19 protein-coding genes and 1 tRNA gene are annotated in these 22,641 nt (G+C 42.5%); 16 read left to right on the plus strand and 4 right to left on the minus strand.

Annotated elements, in window-relative coordinates:
* From KCG35_RS10595 to KCG35_RS10605, 3 genes are all read left to right on the plus strand, one after another.
* A partial coding sequence (locus KCG35_RS10595; RefSeq protein WP_215819670.1) for an alkaline phosphatase family protein occupies positions 1 to 1,760 on the plus strand: 1,760 nt, incomplete at its 5' end.
* Between the two features lie 104 nt (positions 1,761 to 1,864).
* Positions 1,865 to 2,977, plus strand: coding sequence for an SPFH domain-containing protein (locus KCG35_RS10600; protein ID WP_215819671.1), 1,113 nt, complete (start codon positions 1,865 to 1,867; stop codon positions 2,975 to 2,977).
* A 63-nt stretch (positions 2,978 to 3,040) separates the two neighbouring features.
* A complete protein-coding gene (locus KCG35_RS10605) occupies positions 3,041 to 4,192 on the plus strand; it encodes a TFIIB-type zinc ribbon-containing protein (protein ID WP_215819672.1) in 1,152 nt (383 codons plus the stop codon).
* Between the two features lie 270 nt (positions 4,193 to 4,462).
* Here KCG35_RS10605 and KCG35_RS10610 read toward each other — a convergent pair.
* A tRNA-Leu gene (locus KCG35_RS10610) sits at positions 4,463 to 4,550 on the minus strand.
* Positions 4,551 to 4,778: 228 nt separating this feature from the next.
* Positions 4,779 to 4,952 (minus strand): hypothetical protein, encoded by a 174-nt coding sequence (locus tag KCG35_RS10615; protein WP_215819673.1) that lies wholly within the window; start codon positions 4,950 to 4,952, stop codon positions 4,779 to 4,781.
* A 135-nt stretch (positions 4,953 to 5,087) separates the two neighbouring features.
* On the opposite strand from KCG35_RS10615, the gene KCG35_RS10620 reads away from it, so the two are divergent.
* From KCG35_RS10620 to KCG35_RS10645, 6 genes are all read left to right on the plus strand, one after another.
* The gene (locus tag KCG35_RS10620; protein WP_215819674.1) at positions 5,088 to 6,443 is read left to right on the plus strand and encodes an NAD(P)/FAD-dependent oxidoreductase; all 1,356 of its coding nucleotides are present in this window, start codon (positions 5,088 to 5,090) and stop codon (positions 6,441 to 6,443) included.
* Positions 6,444 to 6,951: 508 nt separating this feature from the next.
* Positions 6,952 to 8,370 (plus strand): mannose-1-phosphate guanylyltransferase/mannose-6-phosphate isomerase, encoded by a 1,419-nt coding sequence (locus KCG35_RS10625; protein ID WP_215819675.1) that lies wholly within the window; start codon positions 6,952 to 6,954, stop codon positions 8,368 to 8,370.
* Between the two features lie 72 nt (positions 8,371 to 8,442).
* Positions 8,443 to 9,270 carry a UTP--glucose-1-phosphate uridylyltransferase GalU gene (galU, locus tag KCG35_RS10630; protein WP_215819676.1) on the plus strand — a complete coding sequence of 276 codons (828 nt, stop codon included), beginning with the start codon at positions 8,443 to 8,445 and terminating at the stop codon, positions 9,268 to 9,270.
* Between the two features lie 71 nt (positions 9,271 to 9,341).
* Positions 9,342 to 9,611 carry a hypothetical protein gene (locus KCG35_RS10635; RefSeq protein WP_215819677.1) on the plus strand — a complete coding sequence of 90 codons (270 nt, stop codon included), beginning with the start codon at positions 9,342 to 9,344 and terminating at the stop codon, positions 9,609 to 9,611.
* 72 nt (positions 9,612 to 9,683) lie between these two features.
* Complete coding sequence (locus KCG35_RS10640) at positions 9,684 to 12,164, plus strand: cation:proton antiporter domain-containing protein (protein ID WP_215819678.1); 2,481 nt, start codon at positions 9,684 to 9,686, stop codon at positions 12,162 to 12,164.
* Positions 12,165 to 12,234: 70 nt separating this feature from the next.
* Positions 12,235 to 12,522: a hypothetical protein gene (locus tag KCG35_RS10645; RefSeq protein ID WP_215819679.1), complete on the plus strand. Its 288-nt coding sequence runs from the start codon at positions 12,235 to 12,237 to the stop codon at positions 12,520 to 12,522.
* A 255-nt stretch (positions 12,523 to 12,777) separates the two neighbouring features.
* Here KCG35_RS10645 and ushA read toward each other — a convergent pair whose 3' ends face one another.
* Entirely contained in the window at positions 12,778 to 14,376 is a 1,599-nt protein-coding gene (ushA, locus tag KCG35_RS10650; protein ID WP_215819680.1) for a bifunctional UDP-sugar hydrolase/5'-nucleotidase UshA, read from the minus strand.
* 319 nt (positions 14,377 to 14,695) lie between these two features.
* Between ushA and KCG35_RS10655 the strand changes: the two genes are divergently transcribed.
* Positions 14,696 to 15,067: an STAS domain-containing protein gene (locus tag KCG35_RS10655; protein WP_215819681.1), complete on the plus strand. Its 372-nt coding sequence runs from the start codon at positions 14,696 to 14,698 to the stop codon at positions 15,065 to 15,067.
* 368 nt (positions 15,068 to 15,435) lie between these two features.
* On the plus strand, positions 15,436 to 16,086 hold the full coding sequence (locus KCG35_RS26940; RefSeq protein WP_215819682.1) for a TetR/AcrR family transcriptional regulator: 651 nt from the start codon (positions 15,436 to 15,438) through the stop codon (positions 16,084 to 16,086).
* Positions 16,087 to 16,131: 45 nt separating this feature from the next.
* Here KCG35_RS26940 and KCG35_RS10665 read toward each other — a convergent pair whose 3' ends face one another.
* On the minus strand, positions 16,132 to 16,779 hold the full coding sequence (locus KCG35_RS10665) for a GNAT family N-acetyltransferase (protein ID WP_215819683.1): 648 nt from the start codon (positions 16,777 to 16,779) through the stop codon (positions 16,132 to 16,134).
* Between the two features lie 286 nt (positions 16,780 to 17,065).
* On the opposite strand from KCG35_RS10665, the gene xthA reads away from it, so the two are divergent.
* The 5 genes from xthA to KCG35_RS10690 all read left to right on the plus strand — a co-directional run bounded on the left by xthA (position 17,066) and on the right by KCG35_RS10690 (position 22,637).
* Positions 17,066 to 17,905, plus strand: a complete 840-nt coding sequence (gene xthA, locus KCG35_RS10670; RefSeq protein WP_215819684.1) for an exodeoxyribonuclease III — start codon at positions 17,066 to 17,068, stop codon at positions 17,903 to 17,905.
* Positions 17,906 to 18,143: 238 nt separating this feature from the next.
* Positions 18,144 to 19,067, plus strand: a complete 924-nt coding sequence (locus tag KCG35_RS10675) for a LysR family transcriptional regulator (RefSeq protein WP_215819685.1) — start codon at positions 18,144 to 18,146, stop codon at positions 19,065 to 19,067.
* A gap of 222 nt (positions 19,068 to 19,289) precedes the next feature.
* Entirely contained in the window at positions 19,290 to 19,715 is a 426-nt protein-coding gene (locus KCG35_RS10680) for a MerR family transcriptional regulator (protein WP_215819686.1), read from the plus strand.
* 16 nt (positions 19,716 to 19,731) lie between these two features.
* A complete protein-coding gene (locus KCG35_RS10685; protein WP_215819687.1) occupies positions 19,732 to 20,901 on the plus strand; it encodes an isovaleryl-CoA dehydrogenase in 1,170 nt (389 codons plus the stop codon).
* Between the two features lie 128 nt (positions 20,902 to 21,029).
* Positions 21,030 to 22,637: a carboxyl transferase domain-containing protein gene (locus KCG35_RS10690; protein ID WP_215819688.1), complete on the plus strand. Its 1,608-nt coding sequence runs from the start codon at positions 21,030 to 21,032 to the stop codon at positions 22,635 to 22,637.
* Positions 22,638 to 22,641 lie beyond the last annotated feature (4 nt).

Consider the following 22,641-nt stretch of genomic DNA (forward strand, 5'->3'; position numbering starts at 1 on the left):
GACCTCCCCCCAAATTACTAACCCAAAAAACCATCGTCGATTTAATTGAAGAATCTTCGGAGCAAGTAGACTGGCGTGCTTACATGGAAAGTTTTAACCCAGAAAACAATCCCTGGCACCCCAATTTACAGCCCAAAGATGAGTACCCTTATTTAGAAAAACATAATCCTTTTTCATCATTTACCCGAATTGTTCAAAACAAACAACATTGGCAAAAAATTGGCAATGAAACCGATTTTTGGAAAGCCATTTGTCATGGCACCTTACCAGAATATGCCTGGTTTACGCCGAACATGTGGAGTGATGGTCACTATCTCTTGGGTACTAAAAAAGCTCCACATGAACGCGCACCTATTCTCGTTAATCAATTGGCAACCTGGTTAGAAAGTTTTTTTAGTGACTTACGTTTTCCTGGACCCAATAGTTTATTACCGAAAAAAACCCTGGTTGTTATCACCTTTGATGAAGCCGATTTTGAGGCAGATTATGACCAACACCAAAAGTATACTTACGATGGACCCAACCAAATCTATACGGTACTACTTGGTGATATGATTCAACCAGGTCAACAGCACGAAGGGTATAATCACTATAGTTTGTTAAAAACCATCGAAAAAAACTTTAATCTTAATCATCTGGGTAAAAATGATCAGTACGCAAACTGGTTTCAATTTTTATGGGGAAAACAATTTTCCTGGGGTAAAAAGCAAAAAACACCTTTAATCAATGTTAAAACATTTACCGCAACATCATTTGCAAGTCGACTATTTTGTGTTTCTGTTAAAAACTACAATGTGATGTGTCATATTTATGATGGCACCTGTTGGAGTGAAGGCGACTTGATTACAGAAGCCCAGGTTACTTCAGTGCATCTACTGGCAATGCATCATCAATTATGTCTATTTATAGAAACTACTGATCATCATTTATTACACTTTAATTATCAGCTAAACACTGGCTGGCAAGAAGCTAAAACCACAAATACTGATCCAACTTTTGTCCAAGATTTAACGAGTCTGACGCACTCTATTATCATTGATAGCCAAGAGTTTGCAGCCTTGGCTTTTAAAGATGAACAGCATCACGTTCAATGGCAGTTGTATCAAAATGGCCAGTGGCATCCACCTCAAGCAATAGGGCATCAAGTCGAAAATTCAATACAACTTGGTAATCTGGGGGCTAGCCTCTACCTATTATATCCAACGTCAAAAAGCCAAACCCAAGTCTGCACAACATGCAATTTAGCCCCCTGGAATGTTGTTACTGTAGCAGAGAGTAAATATGCAGGTCCCTGTGATGATGCTGTTCAGTTTCAGTGGTCAAAAAATGCTTTTCCATTGTGTCATTATGCCCATACACCCAACCCAGTTACCCCAGGAGAAAACGAACCCTCGGCAATACATATCAAGGGCAAAACACCTTTAGCCTGTGCCGAGCTTGATGGCGTTCTTCATCTTGTTCATCCTGGCATTTCACAACAGCAGTTAATGACTGAGACTTTTTCGTTAGCCGGTATATTAACGGCACAGTATAGAGTGTCCTATAACCCAGCTCAGCAACAAACTACGTCAAATGGCTATGGCACTCAACTGGAAGTAGGTTGGAGTAATTCATCATTAATCACTAATGCTCAGCTAGGCGAAAATGGCACGCTCAAGCTCACTCGTTTTAATCACCAGCTGTGCCTGCTATTTCAAAGTACTACCAGTGACACGGTTGAATTGATAAAAGGGCAATACCGTGACTTATTAGCAAGCTAAAAGGTGATTAATTTTTAGCACATTGGCTACATCTTATGTAATGCTATTATTAGTAATGTGCCTCTTTTTGCTTTGAAGTAGGATTAGTAGAGAAGGATGTAGCAATGGACCTTTTTAATAAAATTCGTGGCGAATTTATCGACATCATTGAATGGACTGATGATAGCCGCGATACCATGGTTTACCGCTTTGAACGATATAATAACGAAATCAAAATGGGCGCCAGGCTCATTGTCCGAGAGTCTCAGATCGCAGTATTTATCAATAAGGGCAAAATTGCTGATATATTTGAACCGGGAGACTACAGCTTAGAAACAGATAATTTACCTATCTTATCAACCTTACAAGGCTGGAAGCATGGCTTTCACAGCCCCTTTAAAGCTGAAATTTATTTCATCAATACCCGCCGTTTTACGGATTTAAAATGGGGAACCAAAAACCCAATTACCCTCCGTGATCCTGAGTTTGGCCCTATGCGAATTCGTGCCTTTGGTACATATGCTATTCGCATAACAAATGTCACAAGCTTTATTAAAGAAATTGTAGGCACTGATGGACACTTCACCACCAATGAAATTACCAGCCAATTAAGAAACCTTATTGTTTCCCGTTTTGCTGATATTCTTGGCGAGACAAAAATCCCTATATTGGATATGGCCGCTAATTATGATGAATTAGGCGAGTTTATCTGCCAAAAAATTCATGATGACTTTTTGGCCTATGGTATGGAAATCACCAAAATGCTGGTAGAGAACATATCATTACCCACTGCTGTCGAAGAAATACTGGATAAACGTACAAGTATGGGCATTATGGGCAACTTGCAACAGTACACCCAGTTCCAAACAGCAACCGCTATCGAAAAAGCCGCCGAAAATGAAGGAGGCTTGGCTGGTGGAGGAATGGGCATGGGCTTCGCGATGGCAAATCAGATGGGGCAAAACATGCAGCACAATCAACAGTCTCAAACACATAGCCAGACTTCAGCTGCAGTGCCACCACCATTACCACAAGAGAAACCCTTTTATGTCGCCATTAACGGTCAACAGCAGGGTCCTATGCCAATAAGTCAGCTACAGCTATTAGTCAATAATGGCTCAGTCACCAGGGAAAGTTTAGTTTGGTGTGAAGGGATGAGTAATTGGGAAAAAGCATCAGACGTTGAGACATTAAGTCAACTATTTACTGCTACGCCACCACCCTTACCACCACAATAATACTTTTCATCCAGCATGGACGCTGGTTTCGATTATCAACACAAGTAACAGTGAGTCGTACCTATGGCCAGCAGTCCTCCACCCATTCCTCCCAAACAAGAAAATACAGATACAAATCAATCTGCACCTCAGATCAGTAGTAACTTTAAGTGCCAACAGTGTGGAGCCAAATTAACATTTAAACCTGGAACTCAAGCATTAGTGTGTCAGTACTGTAATTTTAAAAATGACATCAAAACCAGCAAGGAAACAATTGAAGAGCTTGATTATTATGAATATTTAAATAAAGCAGAAGCGGGGGATGCGACAGAAGAAAAGCTTTACATTAAATGTAATGCTTGTGGTGCTGAGTCTACTTCTGAAGCCAATGTTACATCACAGGAATGTGCGTTTTGTGGCAGTGAAATAGTATCAACCGCACACTCAAAAAAACTCATCAAGCCTCGCTCTTTATTGCCTTTTAACGTCAAACGAAATACTGCTAAAAAAAGCTATAAAGAGTGGTTGAATAGCTTATGGTTTGCCCCTAATGCGTTAAAAAAGAAAGCACGACTCAATGCAGCATTAAATGGTATTTTTGTACCACATTGGACGTTTGATACAAAAGCATCCAGTGATTACACAGGAGAACGAGGTAAATATTATTATGTTACAGTAACCAAAACTCGCACTAATGCTGAAGGAAAGCAAGAAACCTATACCGAACGAGAGCGACGTACTCGTTGGTATTCAACAACGGGTAGCGTTTTTAATTTATTTAATGATGTATTGGTTTTAGCCAGTCGTACTTTACCTAGAAAATACACTGAGGCACTTGAACCCTGGGATTTAAAAAATTTAGTGCCTTATAAGGATGATTATCTGAGTGGTTTCAAAGCTGAAAGCTATCAAGTCAATTTAAGACAGGGATTTACATTGGCTAAAGACATTATGGATGATGAAATACGCGAAACAATAAAAAGGGATATTGGTGGAGATGATCAACGCATTCATTCCGTCAACACACACTACAAGGATATATCCTTTAAGCACATTTTATTGCCCGTATGGATCAGTGCGTATCGTTATCATGAAAAAGTCTACCGCTTTTTAGTCAATGCCCGCACTGGTGAAGTACAAGGTGAACGCCCTTACAGCTGGGTTAAAATAATATTAGCCGTGTTAGCGGTTATTGCGGTGGGTGTGGGCATTTTCCTTTGGCATCAGTCGTTGTAGTAAACTAAAAAAGTGACTGTAGGTGAGTTAATAAATCATATAAAAACCCGAGCAGGGTTACAGCTTTATCAAATAAACCTTTATATGATTTATTTTTTGCCTAATGACTCACTTTAAAAAAGTATTTACAATTTCATAAAGAATGTTTTAAAAAAACAGAGACATTGCCAAAAACAAAACAACTTAATCAGTATCTTAGAAATACGAAAGAATAAGTAAAACTTTACTTTATCAAGCAAAGGAAGGGTAAAATCATTGAAATAAAACAAGTGGTGCCCGGGGCCGGACTTGAACCGGCACGGAGTTAACCTCCGAGGGATTTTAAGTCCCTTGCGTCTACCAATTTCGCCACCCGGGCATTATACTTAGAAATAATCTACTGAAAGGACGATTTTGTCAATCTTGTTAATCAGCTATAGCAAACCAGTTAAACCAAACCATCATCATGAATCAATTCCACCTAAACGATTTTCCTGTTTAGGCATTGTTCAGCAGTGATGTTTGCTGCTTTGCTGGGCCGTTTCCCCTCAGCGACGAGGCGTATTATACATATAAGTATTATATTGGCAAGACTTATGTCATACACTTATACAAATGCTTGATAGTGGTGCTGCAGTTGAAAGAAATAGACTGCAAGAGCAGCACATCCCGCTGGACAAACAATAAGCATCCAAACAAACTGATCATGCAACATAGATAAGCACACAATCGAAAAGTGCTGTGTAGCAGCATCAGGATATTTTGCCTGTGTATTCGGCATTTAGATCAATCTTCAAAGGATACAACAAAATCGGTATATAAGGTCATACCGACAACGTATTAATAGAGCCGAGCAATAAAGGAGTCATTGCTACGGCGTACTACCAAACACTAACACCACTAAGGACAGTAACTAATGCCAGAAACGAAACATAGCCTTTCCCAACCCTCAGTTGAAACCGCTAACCATAAAAAAATATCTCCATCATCACGTTATGATGTGGTTATTATTGGTGGTGGGGCTGCGGGAACAGCCTGCGCTAGCAGCTTACTAAAAAGGACAAAACAGCTGCGTATTGTCATTGTTGAACCCAGTGAGCATCATTATTACCAGCCTGGGTGGACATTAGTTGGAGCAGGGGTGTTTACTCAAGCGCAAACCATCCATAAAACTGCAGATTCATTACCTAAACAAGTAACCTGGATTAAAGCAGAAGCCACAACCATTGATCCTTACCAGCGTCTTGTCAGCCTCAGTAATAAAGAGCAGTTAAACTATCAAACACTTGTCGTCTGTCCTGGACTCAGTCTGAACTGGCAAGCCATCAAAGGCTTACCAGAAGCACTTGGACAACAGGGGATTACCTCCAATTATCACTTAGATTTTGCACCTTATACCTGGCAACAAGTGAAAAGTTTGAGTAAAGGCAAAGCGATTTTTACTCAACCCACGATGCCTATCAAATGTGCAGGCGCACCACAGAAGGCGGTTTATTTGTCATGTGATTACTGGCGACAACAACAGCACTTAGCACAAATCGACGTTGAGTTTCATATAGCAGGAGCTGCCTTATTTGGCGTATCCACATTTGTACCAGCACTACAACGCTATATTGAGCGCTACGGAGTAAATCTGCTCTATAATTCCAATCTAATAGAAGTGGATGTAAATACTCAAACAGCTTATTTTTCTCAAACCTCAGCAGATGGCCAAATGGAAACCATTGGTAAACCATTTGATTTCCTCCACGCTGTACCTCCCCAACAGGCACCTGCATTTATTCGTAGCAGCCCACTAAGCAATGCAGCTGGCTGGGTCGATGTTGATCCTTACACACTAAGACATAACCAGTTTGATGATATCTTCAGCTTAGGAGACGTTGCTTCAACCAGTAACGCAAAAACAGCCGCCGCAATCCGCAAACAAGCACCTGTGGTTGCAGAAAATTTACTGGCATTTTTAAAAGGTCACTCACTCACAGCCTGCTATGATGGCTATGGTGCCTGTCCACTCACTGTTGAGCACGGAAAAGTGATTCTTGCAGAGTTCGGTTATGATGGAAAACTGCTACCTACGCTACCACTCAACCCAACGATTGCAAGACGTAGCTACTGGCAGTTGAAAACCCATGGATTGCCCTTTATGTATTGGAAAATGCTGTTAAAAGGCCATGAATGGCTGGCAAAGCCTAAACAGCGACCAGCAGAGGCTACTCCCAAACATCAAACGCAACCCTCTGCTCCAAGCCACTCAAACAAACAACAGTCCTAACATTAAAGCTTTAAAATGCGCATACCCAGCTCTTAAGCCTGTTGAGCTGGGTCATAAGCCTAGGTAAGTTTTTATGTATTCACTTAAAATGTCAGCATGATTTCTTAAAATATACGTCAGTTTTTGTTATTTTTGATCCTCATTAAGAATTATAAGATTCATCCACCAATAGTAATCATCATTAAAGTGTTGCTTTCAGACTAAAGAAAAATGCCAAAATCAGTGTTATTTAAAAAAGAACGCACAAATCACCCTGTATACTCGATTCCGAAGTTTTTAATGCTTGCAAAACTAAAAGCTCCAAGGATCAGTGTATACATAGTTAGTAAACACTTGTTGCCATATGGCAGCCTATTTCTATAACTTATTGATTTGTTTTAATAATCAAAAAGTCAAGAAGAAAAAACTTCGGAATCGAGTGTATACTAGCCTCAAATTTAATGAAACTATGATGATCAATTTTTATTCATCAGACAGACCTGCAAGCAACTACGAGTAAGGAATATTCATGCTGATTCCCGTAATTTTATCTGGCGGAACAGGATCAAGACTTTGGCCGTTATCTCGGGAGCTTTACCCTAAGCAACTTTTAAACTTGGTTAATCAGGATACCAGTCTCCTGCAGGACACTGTCCTAAGACTACCCAGTACACCAGACTTACAAGCCCCTATTGTCGTATGCAATGAAGCTCATCGCTTTATGGTTGCTGAACAGTTGCATACCATCAATAAGCCAGCCACCCGTATTCTATTGGAACCCGTTGGCCGCAATACCGCGCCAGCTATTGCTATTGCTGCTTGGCAAGCTATGGCCATTGATGCGGAAGCCATCCTGCTGGTGCTACCTGCAGATCACACCATTGCCAACTTAACCAACTTCCATCAAGTAATAGCTCAAGGCAACAAACAAGCTCAAGCGGGTAAGCTGGTTACATTTGGTATTGTCCCAGATTACCCTGAAACAGGTTATGGCTATATCGATGCAGATGAAGAACTTAGTGCTGGGGTTCGTCATATCTCCCAGTTCGTAGAAAAACCAAATGCTGAGACTGCCAAGCAATATACCCAATCAGGCCACCACTTCTGGAACAGTGGTATGTTCATGTTTAGAGCAGATCGCTATTTACAAGAGCTAAAACAATTTGCCCCCCAAATTCACCAGGCAACCCAACAAGCCTTTGAGCAGGCTGTCGTAGATCTAGACTTTGTCCGTTTAGACCAAGCAGCCTTTGCGGCTAGCCCAGCAGACTCTATTGATTACGCGGTGATGGAGCATACCCAGTCAAGTGTCGTTATTCCCGCAGACTTAGGTTGGAGTGATGTAGGTTCCTGGACAGCCCTGGCCGATCTCACCCCCCCAGATACTAATGGCAATGTTCAACGTGGTGACGTGCTTGTGGAAAGTACTCATGACTGTTACATTCGCGCTGAGCATCGACTTGTCACCACCGTTGGCGTATCTAATCTAGTCATTGTGGAAACCAAAGATGCCGTACTTGTTGCCAATAAAGATCAGGTTCAATCCGTAAAACAATTGGTAAATCAGCTCGCAGCTCAAGAGCGCACTGAATATCAACTTCATAAACAAGTTTACCGCCCTTGGGGATGCTATGAAGGCATTGATGAGGAAGATCGTTTTCAAGTGAAGCGGATAACTGTTAAGCCAGGTGCTAGTCTGTCTTTACAAAAGCACTTTCATCGTGCTGAACACTGGATCGTCGTCAAAGGCACCGCTAAGGTAACCTGTGGTGAAAAAACGTTTCTTGTTTCAGAAAATGAGTCAACTTATATTCCACTTGGCGACAAACATCGTCTTGAAAACCCAGGCAAAATACCGCTAGAACTTATAGAAGTGCAGTCAGGCAGTTATTTAGGAGAGGATGATATTGTCAGGTTTGATGATGTTTATGGCCGCAGTAATCAGTAAAAAAACATGCATGCGCATAAAGCAAAGTGTTTATTCGTTAACTAACTGACAAAGTTAAGGTATTTTTTACGAATGATTAAAAAATGTTTATTTCCCGCGGCTGGGTATGGAACTCGGTTTTTGCCTGCAACCAAGTCAATGCCTAAGGAAATGATGCCCATCGTCAATAAGCCCCTTATTGAATATGGTGTTGAAGAAGCACTTGAGGCTGGACTCAATGAAATATGTATTGTGACAGGGCGGGGCAAACGCGCGCTGGCCGATCACTTCGACATCAACTACGAGCTTGAGCATCAAATAAAGGGCACCAGTAAAGAAGAAACCCTCAAAGACATCCGCCACCTCATTGAAAGCTGCACCTTTTCCTACACACGTCAACGTGAAATGAAAGGGCTAGGGCATGCTATTTTGACTGGCCGAGCCATTATTGGTGATGAAGCCTTTGCAGTGGTACTGGCAGATGACCTATGCATCCACCCCGATGATGGTGTCTTATCCCAAATGGTTAGACTGTATAACCAATTCCGTTGCAGCATAGTGGCTATACAAGAAGTACCAAAGGATCAGACCCATAAGTATGGTGTCATTGCTGGTGATATTATTCGTGAAGATCTGTTTCGTATCACCAACATGGTTGAAAAGCCAAAACCTGAGAGTGCTCCGAGTAATTTAGCCATTATTGGCCGTTATATATTAACGCCCGATATTTTTGAGATTATCCGTAACACACCCCCAGGTAAAAATGGTGAGGTACAAATTACGGATGCACTATTATCTCAAGCCAAGAATGGATGTGTGCTAGGTTACAAATTTAAGGGAAGAAGATTTGATTGCGGTAGTGTAGAAGGATACATCGAAGCGACAAATTACTGCTATGATAATTTATACTTGAAAAAATAATGCAATAATCGCCTATGCCAGGTCGAGTAAATAGACCTGGCATGAAGCAGGTAAACATCACGAGGTGCATAATGGATCTTCATTATATCAACCGCTTACTCAAGCTGATTCATGACCAGCCCGCACCCTTTGTTGAGTATGACTTTCTACGTAGTGAAATTGCCAATTCCGACCATTACAGCCTGGAAGAAGGTGAACAATTAACCAAATACTTATTTCTACTCGAAGATGACAACTTGGTTGAGCTTGATATGACAGATGATCGCATCATTACCCATGTTCGTCTGACTGCAGATGGCTGGCGGCGCCTGGAAAAAGTACCTCAAGTTCAAACCACCTGATATCCTGTAGGCGTCTGATGATATACATCTCATTGCTCTAGCACTTACGCTATCCCCCCAGGGACCAGAAACATGCATAGCGAAGCTGAAGCTGGTGTTCTGATTTTAATATTTGTCAGTCTTGCGCTAATAATCGGTGCAGGTGTTAGAAGCCTTGTAAAAAGTATCCAACTGCCTTATACCGTTTGTTTATTGACCATTGGTTTATGCCTTGGTTATTTACAGCGTAGTGGCATTATTGAGCAATATACACCACTCCTCGATAATACGCTGGCCCTGGTAGCAGGTGTTGATCCCCATCTTGTCTTATTTTTATTTTTGCCCACACTGATATTTGAAAGTGCATTTTCATTAGAAGTCCACTTATTTCGCCGTATATTTGCCCAAATTGCACTATTAGCTGTACCTGGACTAATTATTGCCACTACCCTGACCGCCAGTTTGGCAAAGTGGATGTTTCCCTGGGACTGGAGCTGGGCACTCTGTTTGATGTTTGGCGCACTGATCAGTGCTACAGACCCCGTTGCCGTCGTTGCTCTGTTAAAAGAAGTCAGTTCCCGTAAACGACTGGAAACCTTACTGGAAGGTGAGTCACTGTTAAATGATGGCACAGCGATTGTGCTATTTACACTGTTTTATGGCTGGGTCATCAGTACTCAAACCAGCCAGCCAATCAGTTTATTAAACCTGACAACAAATTTTACCTGGGTCGTTGTGGCTGGATTACTGGTAGGTGTGGTAGCAGGTGGCTTAGTGATGATCTGGATTGGCAAAGTCTTTAATGATCCGCTTATTGAGATTACATTATCAATTGCCACAGCCTATTTAGTGTATTATATCGCCGAAAGCCTTCATGTCTCTGGCATTGTGGCTGTTGTTGCCCTAGCACTCATGTTTGCCGGAATAGGGCGCACACGAATATCACCAGAAGTAGGGGAGTTCTTACATAACTTCTGGGGGATGATGGCTCATATGGCCAACACCCTGATTTTTTTACTTGTCGGAGTGCTCATTGCCAGCCGGGTCCAATGGGATAACCCAGAATCATGGGTCACACTGGGTATTCTATATTTTGGTATTCAGGTTATTCGAACCTTCTCAGTATTTATCCTCACCCCCTTACTAAAACAGTTCAGTGGTGGTATCACACGCGAAAAAGCTATCGTACTAACCTGGGGAGGCTTACGCGGTGCTGTATCATTAGCGCTAGCACTGATCGTTGCGCAGGAAAATCTATTACCAAAAGAAGTAGGGGACCAGGTACTGTTTTTATGTGCAGGTATTGTCGTCCTAAGTATTGTTATTAATGGCTCTACCATGAGCTGGGTACTCGCTCGTTTGCATCTCAACCAACTTCCTGCAGCTAAACAAGCCACTGTAGAGAAAGCTAAACGATTAATCACTGAAGACTTACTACAGTTACTGCCAAAGCTGATGGGCAATAGTTTTTTAAAGGGTGCTGACTGGGATGAGGTCAAACATAATACGGGGCTGCTCAGACCAATAGAAGTAAAAGACAATGAACCAAGCCAAATATCCTCGCCAGAACTTACAATTGCTTTCCGCCGTCGCTTACTGGAGACCGAACGCCAACATTACTGGTTGCAGTTTGAGCAGGGAACATTAGGTAAACAGTCTACAAACAAGCTGGTGGAAGCTGTTGAACACGCCCTGGATGGTGAGCCTAAAATTGCCCCTCGGGAAACCTTATACCGATACTGGCAAACCCCACACTTGTTACACCTCTTACGTAATATAAGAGGTATCAAAAAAATCGCTGTATCATTAAGCTTTTCAAGGATAACCCTTGGCTACGAAATAGCACGTGGTTTTATTCAGGCTCAAGATCACTTAGAAAGCTACATACCCTCATTAGCACCCAATGAAGAAGAAGCCGTCGCCGTTAAACAACTCATCGTCCAAAACAAACAAAAAACTCAAGAGTATATTGAGCAACTACGTAATACCTTCCCAGATCTAGTACACACCCTCGAAACCCATTCAGCAATTCGGACATTGCTTAATCGTGAACGCACAGTGGTCAAGCAATTACTCAATCAGGCAGTCTTAGATAAGCCTGAAGCCAAGCGCTTAGTGCAATCTATCGAGCAACGTATGGCACGACTCCAGCGCGTTGCCACATTCGCCAAACCTGCTTCACCAGAAGAGTTACTTGGCCAGCTAAGCTGGTGTAAAAACTTATCAGAAGAAACACAGCAGCAGCTCATCAAAATCATTGAAAACACGCTTTTCAGCAGTGGGGAATGGGTTATTCATCAAGGCAAACCATTTTACGGCTTAGGAATCATCGCCAAAGGTTCAATTGAAGCTTACGAATATCATTTAGGTAAAAAATTCAGAAAAACCCTTGGGCCTGGTGAACTAATTGGATCCTTGTCTTTACTTAGTGGCGTCAGTCCAGGTGATTATCAAGCGATGAGTTTAGTGAATATGCTCTGGTTACCTGGTGAAAAACTAAAACAGTTGATGGCAAAAGATAGTGCACTCGCTGAAGCCATTGGTGAACTATTACAACCAGAATACATCGCATGACGTTCTTCAAGTGTTCTATTCTTAGATGTTGTTTCAAAGGATTTTTATTTTTAGTAGGGAGGCAAACATCGTGCAAGAACCAAACTACGCTGTGATTGTATCATTGAAGAATCAGGACTTAGCGCATTTTTCCTGGGATGAACTAGAGAGCGAGCTATTAATACTTTCCTTTAAGCCTATTAAAGTCCTTTCTGATTTTGCTCGTATTTATGGCTGCGCCGAAGCAGCACATGGCAGCCATGATTTTCTTATTAAACTGGTTGATAACGCTTTAGCAAAGTACGGTGTTAACCGCCATTTATTTGAGTTGGACACAGTTCATCCGAAAGGCGCTCATTACTTAGCGAACCTAAGGTAATACTAACTTGTATATACCTCACCCAACACCTAACTTCGCATAATGTATATTATGTTAAATTAGGTGTTATTTTGAGTTAACACACTTCTCGACAACTCTACTTCATTGTTTTAATTAGATTATTTGTTGAAAACTGTTTCGTTACGATGTTTATAGTGCTTATCATTAAAGCAATGTTGGGATGGTCTAACTTTTCTATTAAGAAAAAAGCGCTCATTTTGAGCGCTTTTCAATGTCTTCACTTCTATTTTTCAATTACTGGCGAACAACCGCATCACCTGGCGCAAAGTCTGCCACATTAATAGGTGAACGGCTTTCCAAATAGGCCTTCAATACCTCAGCATCCACAAAGCCTGTGTTTACATAGTTTGGATGCCCATCCATTTTTGGATAACCATCACCACCAGCGGCTATGTAGCTGTTAATCGCTAAACGATAGGTTTTGCTGGCATCAATGGTTTTTCCTTTAACTGTTGCAGAAATCAATTTACCTTTCTTGATTAGTAGCTTAACACCATCAAACTGAGCAAAAGCACCAGAGTCTACTGGTTTACTAGCAATAACTCGCAAGTAATCCAATAACTCTTTACCTGTTAAGTCTACATAAGCCACCATGTTGCCAAAGGGTTGTACAATTAGCACATCTTTATAAGTGACTGTACCTCCTTCAATACTGTCACGCACCCCCCCAGAGTTCATTACAGCCAAATCAGCTTGTGTTTTTTCTTTCTGAGAACGCGCAATCAGCACACCAAGGTTAGTTGGCTTAAACCGAACCACATGGCGATCACCTTCCAGCTTACCATTGGTTTGCGCAATAGCCTGGCCTAACTGAGCCTGACCTTTTTCCTGGTACGGTGTTAAAAATGCTTTTAATTGTTCATTTGGCTTAATTTCTTGCTCGATGAACACGCGCTTGCCTTGCTCATCTTTTTGTTTCAAATTAATGGGAATCAAACGATATTTGACGAGTTTTAACTGGCCGTTTTTAAATTCAAGGTCAGCACGGCCCACATATTTACCCCATTCATAAGCCTGTAAGATCGCTGTGCCATTTTGCACATCTGGCTCAAATAAAGGATCTTGAGAGTGACCACCGACAATGATATCAATACCATTGACTTTTCTTGCCAACGTGACGTCACCAGGTGCATTAATACTGTGCTTAGCATTGGGATAATGCCCCATGTGCGTTGCGGCAATAACAATATCCGCTTGTTTTCTTAATGTGGGGACTAATTTTCCTGCTACCTCTACAGGGTTTCTAAAGTCAAAAGCAGAAATATATTCTGGGTTACCCAACTTAGCCGTATCTTCCGTTGTCAGCCCCATTACTGCCACTTTAACGCCATTGAGGTTAAACATATGGTAGGCATCGAACAGGCGATTGCCCTGTTTGTCATAAATATTGGCAGATAGCAATGGGAAGTTAGCCCATTCTTCTTGCTTACGAAGTACTGTTAATGGGTTATCAAACTCATGATTACCCAGCGCCATGGCATCATAACCAATATGATTCATACCTTTAAAATCAGGCTCAGCATCCTGCAAATCAGACTCTGGCACGCCTGTATTAATATCACCACCGGATAACAGTAAGACATGCCCTCCGTCAGCTTTTACTTCCTGACGAATTTGATCAATCAATGTTTTTCGTGCAGCCATACCATATTCACCATGGTTATTTGGCCAAAAACGACCATGATGATCATTGGTATGTAATAAGGTTATTTTATAGGTTTTATCTAGTGTGTACTGACTATTACCGTTCCAAGAAGCACAACCTGAAAGCAGTATGCTTAATACACTTAAACAAAAGATGGTAGACCAAGCAGATGGACTTTTTATTTTCATAGCACTCTCTTCTACTTATTTACTAAGCCTTTTTATTAAATGCATATGACTATTTTCCAGCATCATCAGCTGTTATGTAATCACACTCAACATGTAACATGTGTTGTACGCGCTATAATACGCTACTGCAAAATACTAGGATTTTCACCAAATTGAAATGTTGTGCATCATTATTATTGCCGCTATGATCGCACCCTAGCAGCTGTAGCGTATAAACATATATTATCTGCCGTATTTTTTTGTTGTTCCCCACACAGGGATGATGTCACCAGCTATACTAAACTCAAAGTAAAGTGCCGCGAGAAAGGGATCAATCGGTATGGAATTTAAGCTTTATAAATGCCATGACAGTATTGTCATTGCGCTCAATCGTGACTTCGATGCTAAAACCGCTGCTAAAATCCGCCCTATCTTTGACAAATTAATTGATCGTGCTGAAGGAGATATGTTAGTCGACCTAAGTGCGGTACTCTTCTTAGATTCAACCGGTATAGGAACACTGGTCCACTTCTATAAAAAATCAAAGGAAAAAGGTAAAAAGCTCATTCTAATTGGTGCAGATGGACAACCTATGGGCCTCATGGCGATGTTACGCCTTAACCGTATTATCAAACATTTCCCTTCTATGGAAGATTATCTTGTTAGCACTGGCAAGAGCCATCAAGCTGACTTGGAGGAATTGCTGAAATAACTCTTGGATCACAAAAGAGGCAACAAGTGCTTGGCTTTTATTATTAGTTTCAAGCACTTGAGTGACTTATTTTAAGTATAATCTACACTATTTATTCTGCTCTAAAACACTTTTAATAGTAACTCTATTGCTGTATCGCAATTCGTCTACACTAGTACTGACGCTTTGCCAAATAAATACATCACATATTATAAAAAGTAACTAATCTTTACGATTCCGTAAATTTATTGTTCTTATTGTTACTAAGAAGTAGCTCATACTCACACGGTTTTCTGTTATATTCCTACTCGCTTCCCCAATTTAATCCAAAACGATAATAATGATCGGCTTTCTGGCTTAACTGCTATCAATAAGAGGTGTTTTTAGCAGTGGATAATGCAAATAATATCGCGAAGCGAAAACAGGGTCGGCCCCCAAAGTCCCCTGAAGAGCAGGCTGCTATACGTAATCGGATTATTGATGTAGCAAAGGAATTGTTTTTGAACGACGGATTCGAGCAAGTCTCTGTCAGAAAAATTGCAGCTAAAGTGGGATGCACACCAAGAACGCTTTATTACTACTTTGAAAATAAGCGCTCTCTTCTTCACTTTATTTGGATAGATATTTTCGCACAGCTTGCAGATTATGCTGACGAACATATCCCATCCAACCTGTCTCCTAAGGAGATAATTAAGGCTTCCCTTCAAGCGTATGTCAGCTATTGGCTGGAGCACCCAGACCGTTTTCGGGTGATCTTTTCAATTGAAGACTTGAACTCCACACCTGACCAGGACCAAGATGCCAGTAGGATTGTCTTGGAATCACGGTTCTTTCAGCGACTGTTTAAAGCAGTAGAAGCTTGCTGTCAGCAAAATATGTTCACTGAAGATAACCATGAGTTGGTTGGACACATGTTAATGTGTAGTGTGCAAGGTATCGTCAATAATGTGCTGACGATCAAGCAAATCCCCTGGTCGCCGGTAGATCAACTGCTCAACTTGCAGTTGGAAGGATTACTTTCCGGTCTCGCCCAACATTAACTCAACCCCCTAACCAAACAGCCTACAGTTGACGTTAACTCACTGTCAGGCTGTTTTATGTGAGGAAATCGGTCGAAAAAACACATTTTCAATTATGTCACCAACATGAACAGAGCCAAGGCTCTGATAACCTATCCTTTCAAAAAATGCTATATACCTAGGGTTTCCAGTATCTAGCACAACACCCACAGAGTTTTTATCCTTAGCACAGTAGCTATGAATACTATTCATAAACTCCAAGCCATAACCTTGATGCTGTTGCTGTGGGTGTATCGCAATAAAGGCTAATCGATGCAATGGCTGTTTAGGGAGTATTGCTTCAACTTGCTGGCGATAGTCCAAAAAGCGCTCTGTGGCCGAAAAACCTGCGGTTAAGATCATTCGCCAACGCCACCGGAAATGGTTGTAAAGATCTGCCGTCATTGATGGTGTTAAGATAAAAGCAAAACCTATCACTCTATTCGCCTTATACAGTGCTAATACAGGCTGCTGTTCAGCAAAATGAAGATTGACCGTTTCGCGGATAACTGCCCTCACCCGCTGTTCATAGCCAGTTTTTTCTGCATTAAGTAAATACTGGTAAGCTGGTTCCTGACTATATGAATGAAATAATAAAGAACGAGCTTCACGCTCTGTCTCTGCTCCAACCTCTAAAATTACTAACTCATCAGCGTGTTGACTTGCTGTTAACATACTCACCTCACCAAACCCTACTTCCCTGATTATTATTGTTTACCAGCACGCTAATTATGAGCCTTCCTCTGTACTCACGAGGTATATAAGTGCTGGTGGTATTGTTGTTATTTATCTATTTAGTATAGGTTGAGGGTTAGACACTAACTTATTATCATTTCGCTAAAAAGCTACAACTGCATGATCAGCGTGTAGGATATATGCCTTATTCCCTACAAATCCTGCCTTTTAATAAAACAGCTGTCGATCTATTATATTATCCAACCAATGTTAGGATGGTCTAAAAGTGCGAATTATCTCATTTAACTGTAATGGCATACGTGCCCGACTGCATCAGATAAACTCACTGCTCGCCACTTATCAGCCAGATGTGCTTGCATTACAAGAAATTAAGGTGGCTGATGAATTATTTCCGGTTAGCGAAATTGAAGCGCAAGGTTATCAGGTCGTTTATTTTGGTCAAAAAGGCCATTATGGTGTTGCACTGATCAGCAAGTTAACTGCCCAAGATGTACAGTATGGCTTTAATGAGTCCCTGCTAACAAGCATGTCTAGTGATACACCTAATGATGAGCGACGACTTATTTCTGCCAGTTTCAACACCCCCGCAGGCCACTCTTTACGCTTAATTAACGGCTACTTTCCACAGGGGGAAAGTCGGGAACACCCCAGCAAATTCCCTAATAAGCGCGCCTTTTACCAAGCTTTACAGCATATGCTCCAGCAACAGCACCAACCTCAAGATTTTCTTGTAGTAGTGGGTGATATGAATGTAGCGCCACTGGATCTGGATATTGGAATTGGTGCAGATAACGCCAAACGATGGCTGCGCACTGGCAAGTGCTGCTTTCTTCCTGAAGAGCGTGAATGGTTACAACAGGTAATAAGCTGGGGACTCAATGATTGCTATCGCCATCTTCACCCTAACACAGACGATCGATTTAGCTGGTTTGATTATCGTAGCAAAGGCTTTGAGCGAGAACCTAAGCGAGGATTACGCATTGATTTAATATTGGCAACCTCACCATTGCTCTCACAACTCACTCAATGCCAGATTGACTATGATACACGGGCTATGTCAAAGCCTTCAGACCACTGCCCTGTTATCGCTGATTTTAACATTTAAACTTTTGACGTTTAAACAACAGCTGTTTTCATTTTTAATAAGTGATTACAGTTGTAGTATGTACACTTAATAAACAATATTTATAGACCCTTTATACAAGGAACATCATACGAAAGTTGGCAAAAATACCGCAACCATCTACTTTTTGTATAAGGAATGTTGCGGTTAGATGACGTCGTTTGTCTTACAGCATCGGGCTTGCACAGAAGTAAAGCAGTTGTTATGCAAGAGGCCGGTCATGAATTTAAGTAAAATCGATCTCAACCTATTTGTTGTCTTTGATGCGATATACACAGAAGCAAACCTAACCCGCGCTGGGCATATTATTGGTATCACTCAACCAGCCGTCAGTAATGCACTATCTCGGTTACGAGAAATTTTCAATGACCAGCTTTTCATTAGAACAGCGCATGGCATGGTTCCCACGCCTGTTGCTCAAAATGTTATAGGTGCTGTACGTCAGGCGCTTCAGCTTATCCGCCGCAGTGTACAGCAGACCGATCAATTTGTGGCTTTAGATTCAGAGCGTCAATACCGTGTCAGCATGGGCGATTTAGTTGAAGCAGTCATTCTTCCCCGCCTATTTGGCAAGCTAGATGATATGGCACCTCGTGTTAATATCACCAGCATGCCTGTACAACGTCGTGAAGCCACCAAAGAGCTTGCTTCTGGACGCCTCGACTTTGTTATTGATGCTCCTCTTAATACAGACCCTCAAGTTAAACATGTATCTTTATTTGAAGATAACTATGTCTGTGTAATGCGCCATGATCACCCCCTGGCTAAAGCCTCTATCACCAATGAAGAATATCTTTCTTTAAAACATGTACAAATATCCAGTCGTTTTGACAGCCGCGTAGATGAGGTTGATATCGCGCTGGGTCGTCAGGGTATTAACCGTCAAATTGCCTTAAGCGCCCAGCATTATTTAATGGCCCCCTTGGTAGTCAGACGAAGTAACTTAGCGATGACCGTGCCTGAGCGATTTGCCCGAGCTTATCCTGATCTACACTGCGTCAACTTACCCTTTAGTGATATTCCTACCATGGAAGCCCACCTTTATTGGCATGAAAGCACTGAACTCGATGCTGCGAGCCATTGGATGCGTGACTGTATCATTAAGATTTGTAAAGAACTCAGTGCTAATAACACAATGCTGTAGCCCTTATTCAACCTTTCTTACTACCCCTCACTCACTTAGCTGTCACAGATAGTTGACACTTTATGTTCTTGTCATAAATCCTGCTGAACTTGCCAATGCTCATATCTAAGGTTTACGTTTACGTAAAGGTTATACGTAGTTACCGAAGGTTTCGATTCTCGCTCAATCAGCGTCAACTGAACAAACTGTTGCAAACGCCCATAAATCACAACCATAAAAACAATGAATCATTTAGAGTCAGAGACTTACAGTATTTCTGAGTTAGCCAAGGCGTACTGTGTTACCCCACGGACCATTCGATTTTATGAAGATAAAGGGCTACTTAACCCTCAGCGAGATGGAAATCGACGCATTTACAGCAATAAGGATAGAGTCACGTTAAAGCTTATCCTTCGAGGTAAGCGATTAGGATTCTCCCTCGATGAATGCTTGGAGCTCATCAATATGTATGACCCAGCAACAGACAACCGTAAACAGCTTCAGCATTTTCTAGTGGCAATCGACCAACGTCAGATACAACTCGCCCACCAGCTTGACGATATCAAAGTCATGCAGGAGGAGCTCTCTGCAGCTAAAGCACGTTGTCTGGCAGCTCTAGCCAAACAGCAAGGCATCATCACCCCTTCATCTACGCATCATAATAAATAAGATAAAGGACCTTACTATGCATACCTGTTATCCCACCCTGAACTTTGCACTTGGTGAAACGATGGATCTGCTTCGCTCTCAGGTGTATCAATTTACCCAAAAAGAAATCACCCCCTTAGCGGATAGTATTGACCGCGACAATGCCTTTCCTAAAGGGTTATGGACCAAGTTAGGTGATCTCGGTTTACTGGGTATTACTGTTGAGGAAAGTTTAGGGGGAAGCGGTATGGGCTATCTGGCCCATGCTATTGCGATGGAGGAAATTAGCCGTGGCTCAGCATCAGTAGGCTTAAGTTATGGTGCACACTCCAATCTTTGTGTTAACCAAATTCGTCGTAACGGCACACCAGAGCAGCGACAGCGCTACCTCCCCAAACTGATCAGTGGTGATTATGTCGGGGCTCTAGCTATGAGCGAACCGAATGCAGGTTCAGATGTTGTCAGCATGAAGTTGACCGCTAAGCGCGAAGGTGATCATTTCCGACTCAATGGTAACAAAATGTGGATTACCAATGGCCCTGATGCCCAAACCTATGTGGTCTATGCCAAAACCGCTAAGGATAAAGGCCCTCGAGGCATTACTGCATTTATCGTCGAACGAGGTTTTGCAGGCTTTAGTCAGGCACAGAAGCTGGATAAGTTAGGTATGCGTGGCTCCAACACCTGTGAGCTGGTTTTTCAGGATTGTATGGTGCCTGCCACCAATATCCTTGGCAAAGAAAATGAAGGCGTCAAAGTCCTTATGAGTGGCCTGGACTATGAGCGTGTGGTTCTGGCCGCAGGCCCAGTGGGTATCATGCAAGCTTGCCTTGATGTGGTGATACCTTACACTCACCAACGTCATCAGTTTGGGCAAGCTATTGGCGAGTTTCAGCTCATCCAAGGCAAAGTAGCTGATATGTATACCACGCTAAATGCCTGCCGTGCCTACCTTTATACCGTGGCCCAAGCCTGTGACCGTGGCGAAACAACCCGAACTGATGCGGCAGGCGTCATTCTTTATTGCGCAGAAAAAGCAACTCAAATGGCGCTTGATGCCATACAAATCCTGGGTGGTAATGGTTATATCAATGATTACCCCACTGGCCGACTGCTTAGAGATGCCAAACTTTATGAGATTGGCGCTGGTACCTCTGAAATTCGTCGCATGTTGATTGGCCGTGAGCTGTTTGAACATTCTAAGTAAGTGCTTGAAGTAAGACACCACTTCATTCAGCAAAAGAAGAATAAGAAAAGAAGTACATACCTGACTGATTGGCTGACGACTAATTTGGTCAGGTGATATGGAATTTCACAGTAAGGATATCCAAAGTTATGTCTGTTATTACCAGCCAGCTTGATACCCAAAGTGATACGTACCGACGCTATAGTGACTACCATCAACAACTCACGCTGACCTTAAAAACCCGTCTGGCGTCCATCACTGAAGGTGGTGGGCCAAAGGCTATGGCCCGCCACCAAGCACGAGGCAAACTACCTGCTCGTGAGCGCATCAATCACTTACTGGATAGCCGTAGCCCCTTCTTAGAAATTGGCCAGTTTGCAGCTTGGGAAGTCTACGACGAGGCAGTGCCTGCAGCGGGAATTATTGCTGGTATCGGTCAGGTAGCCGGTATTGAGTGTATGATTATTGCCAACGATGCAACTGTTAAAGGGGGAAGCTACTACCCCTTAACCGTCAAAAAGCATCTACGCGCTCAAGAGATTGCCGCACAAAACCACCTACCTTGTATTTACTTAGTTGACTCTGGTGGTGCCAACCTGCCACGCCAAGCTGAAGTATTTCCTGACCGAGACCACTTTGGTCGTATTTTCTTTAACCAAGCGCGAATGTCAGCCCAGGGTATTCCACAAATCGCTGTGGTGATGGGGTCCTGTACAGCAGGTGGTGCGTATGTGCCTGCAATGGCTGACGAAAGCATTATAGTGAAACAACAGGGTACTATTTTCTTGGCTGGACCACCTTTGGTTAAAGCCGCCACGGGTGAAACCGTCACGGCTGAGGCGCTAGGTGGCGCAGATACCCACTGTAAACTTTCAGGGGTAACAGACTACTACGCCGAAAATGACGAGCATGCATTACAACTGGCTCGCCAGTGTGTTGCTCAACTCAATCGGCCTACCAAGGCAACGCTGGATATTATGCCTGTTGAGCCTCCCTTGTATCCTGCTGAAGAGCTATACGGCATCATTCCTGATGACAGCCGTAAACCCTTTGATGTCCGAGAAATCATTACCCGCTTAGTCGATGGCTCAGTTTTTGATGAATTCAAGCGCTTATTCGGAACAACATTAGTCTGTGGCTTTGCTCGGCTATGGGGATATCCCATTGGCATTCTGGCCAACAATGGCGTGCTGTTTTCTGAGTCAGCTCAGAAGGGTGCCCATTTTATTCAACTTTGCTGCCAACGCGGCATTCCACTGCTGTTTTTACAGAACATTACGGGCTTTATGGTTGGCCGCCAGTATGAAAGCGAAGGTATCGCCAAACATGGGGCTAAGCTAGTTAATGCTGTGGCCTGCGCAAACGTACCCAAGCTTACTGTGATCATTGGTGGTAGTTATGGTGCAGGCAACTATGGCATGTGTGGCCGTGCTTATGATCCTCGCTTTCTGTGGTTATGGCCCAATGCCCGCATCTCAGTGATGGGGGGAGAACAAGCGGCTGACGTCTTAGTTCAAATAAAAGAGGCTGCCCTTAGTAAACGTCAGCAGAGCTGGCCTCAAGCTGAGCGTGATAGCTACCGAACTGAACTAGTCGCCGAGTATGAACACCAGGCCTGCGCCTATTACGCCAGTGCCCGCCTATGGGATGATGGCATCATCGACCCAGCCCAAACCAGGACAGTACTCGGACTGAGTTTATCTACCTGTCTTAATGCCCCTATTTCTAACAGCCAGTTTGGCATCTTTCGAATGTAAGGAG

Source organism: Zooshikella harenae (assembly GCF_018837975.1).
Lineage (GTDB): Bacteria > Pseudomonadota > Gammaproteobacteria > Pseudomonadales > Zooshikellaceae > Zooshikella > Zooshikella harenae.

What these genes read in the sequence shown, in the direction of transcription:
- KCG35_RS10605 (WP_215819672.1), top strand. Translation starts at nt 3,041, where the DNA reads ATGGCCAGCAGTCCTCCACCCATTCCTCCCAAACAAGAAAATACAGAT.
- KCG35_RS10625 (WP_215819675.1), top strand. Translation starts at nt 6,952, where the DNA reads ATGCTGATTCCCGTAATTTTATCTGGCGGAACAGGATCAAGACTTTGG.
- galU (WP_215819676.1), top strand. Translation starts at nt 8,443, where the DNA reads ATGATTAAAAAATGTTTATTTCCCGCGGCTGGGTATGGAACTCGGTTT.
- KCG35_RS10675 (WP_215819685.1), top strand. Translation starts at nt 18,144, where the DNA reads ATGAATTTAAGTAAAATCGATCTCAACCTATTTGTTGTCTTTGATGCG.
- KCG35_RS10690 (WP_215819688.1), top strand. Translation starts at nt 21,030, where the DNA reads ATGTCTGTTATTACCAGCCAGCTTGATACCCAAAGTGATACGTACCGA.
- KCG35_RS10680 (WP_215819686.1), top strand. Translation starts at nt 19,290, where the DNA reads ATGAATCATTTAGAGTCAGAGACTTACAGTATTTCTGAGTTAGCCAAG.
- KCG35_RS10615 (WP_215819673.1), bottom strand. Translation starts at nt 4,952, where the DNA reads ATGCCGAATACACAGGCAAAATATCCTGATGCTGCTACACAGCACTTT.
- ushA (WP_215819680.1), bottom strand. Translation starts at nt 14,376, where the DNA reads ATGAAAATAAAAAGTCCATCTGCTTGGTCTACCATCTTTTGTTTAAGT.
- KCG35_RS10665 (WP_215819683.1), bottom strand. Translation starts at nt 16,779, where the DNA reads ATGTTAACAGCAAGTCAACACGCTGATGAGTTAGTAATTTTAGAGGTT.
- KCG35_RS10635 (WP_215819677.1), top strand. Translation starts at nt 9,342, where the DNA reads ATGGATCTTCATTATATCAACCGCTTACTCAAGCTGATTCATGACCAG.
- KCG35_RS10620 (WP_215819674.1), top strand. Translation starts at nt 5,088, where the DNA reads ATGCCAGAAACGAAACATAGCCTTTCCCAACCCTCAGTTGAAACCGCT.
- KCG35_RS10655 (WP_215819681.1), top strand. Translation starts at nt 14,696, where the DNA reads ATGGAATTTAAGCTTTATAAATGCCATGACAGTATTGTCATTGCGCTC.
- KCG35_RS10640 (WP_215819678.1), top strand. Translation starts at nt 9,684, where the DNA reads ATGCATAGCGAAGCTGAAGCTGGTGTTCTGATTTTAATATTTGTCAGT.
- KCG35_RS10600 (WP_215819671.1), top strand. Translation starts at nt 1,865, where the DNA reads ATGGACCTTTTTAATAAAATTCGTGGCGAATTTATCGACATCATTGAA.
- KCG35_RS10685 (WP_215819687.1), top strand. Translation starts at nt 19,732, where the DNA reads ATGCATACCTGTTATCCCACCCTGAACTTTGCACTTGGTGAAACGATG.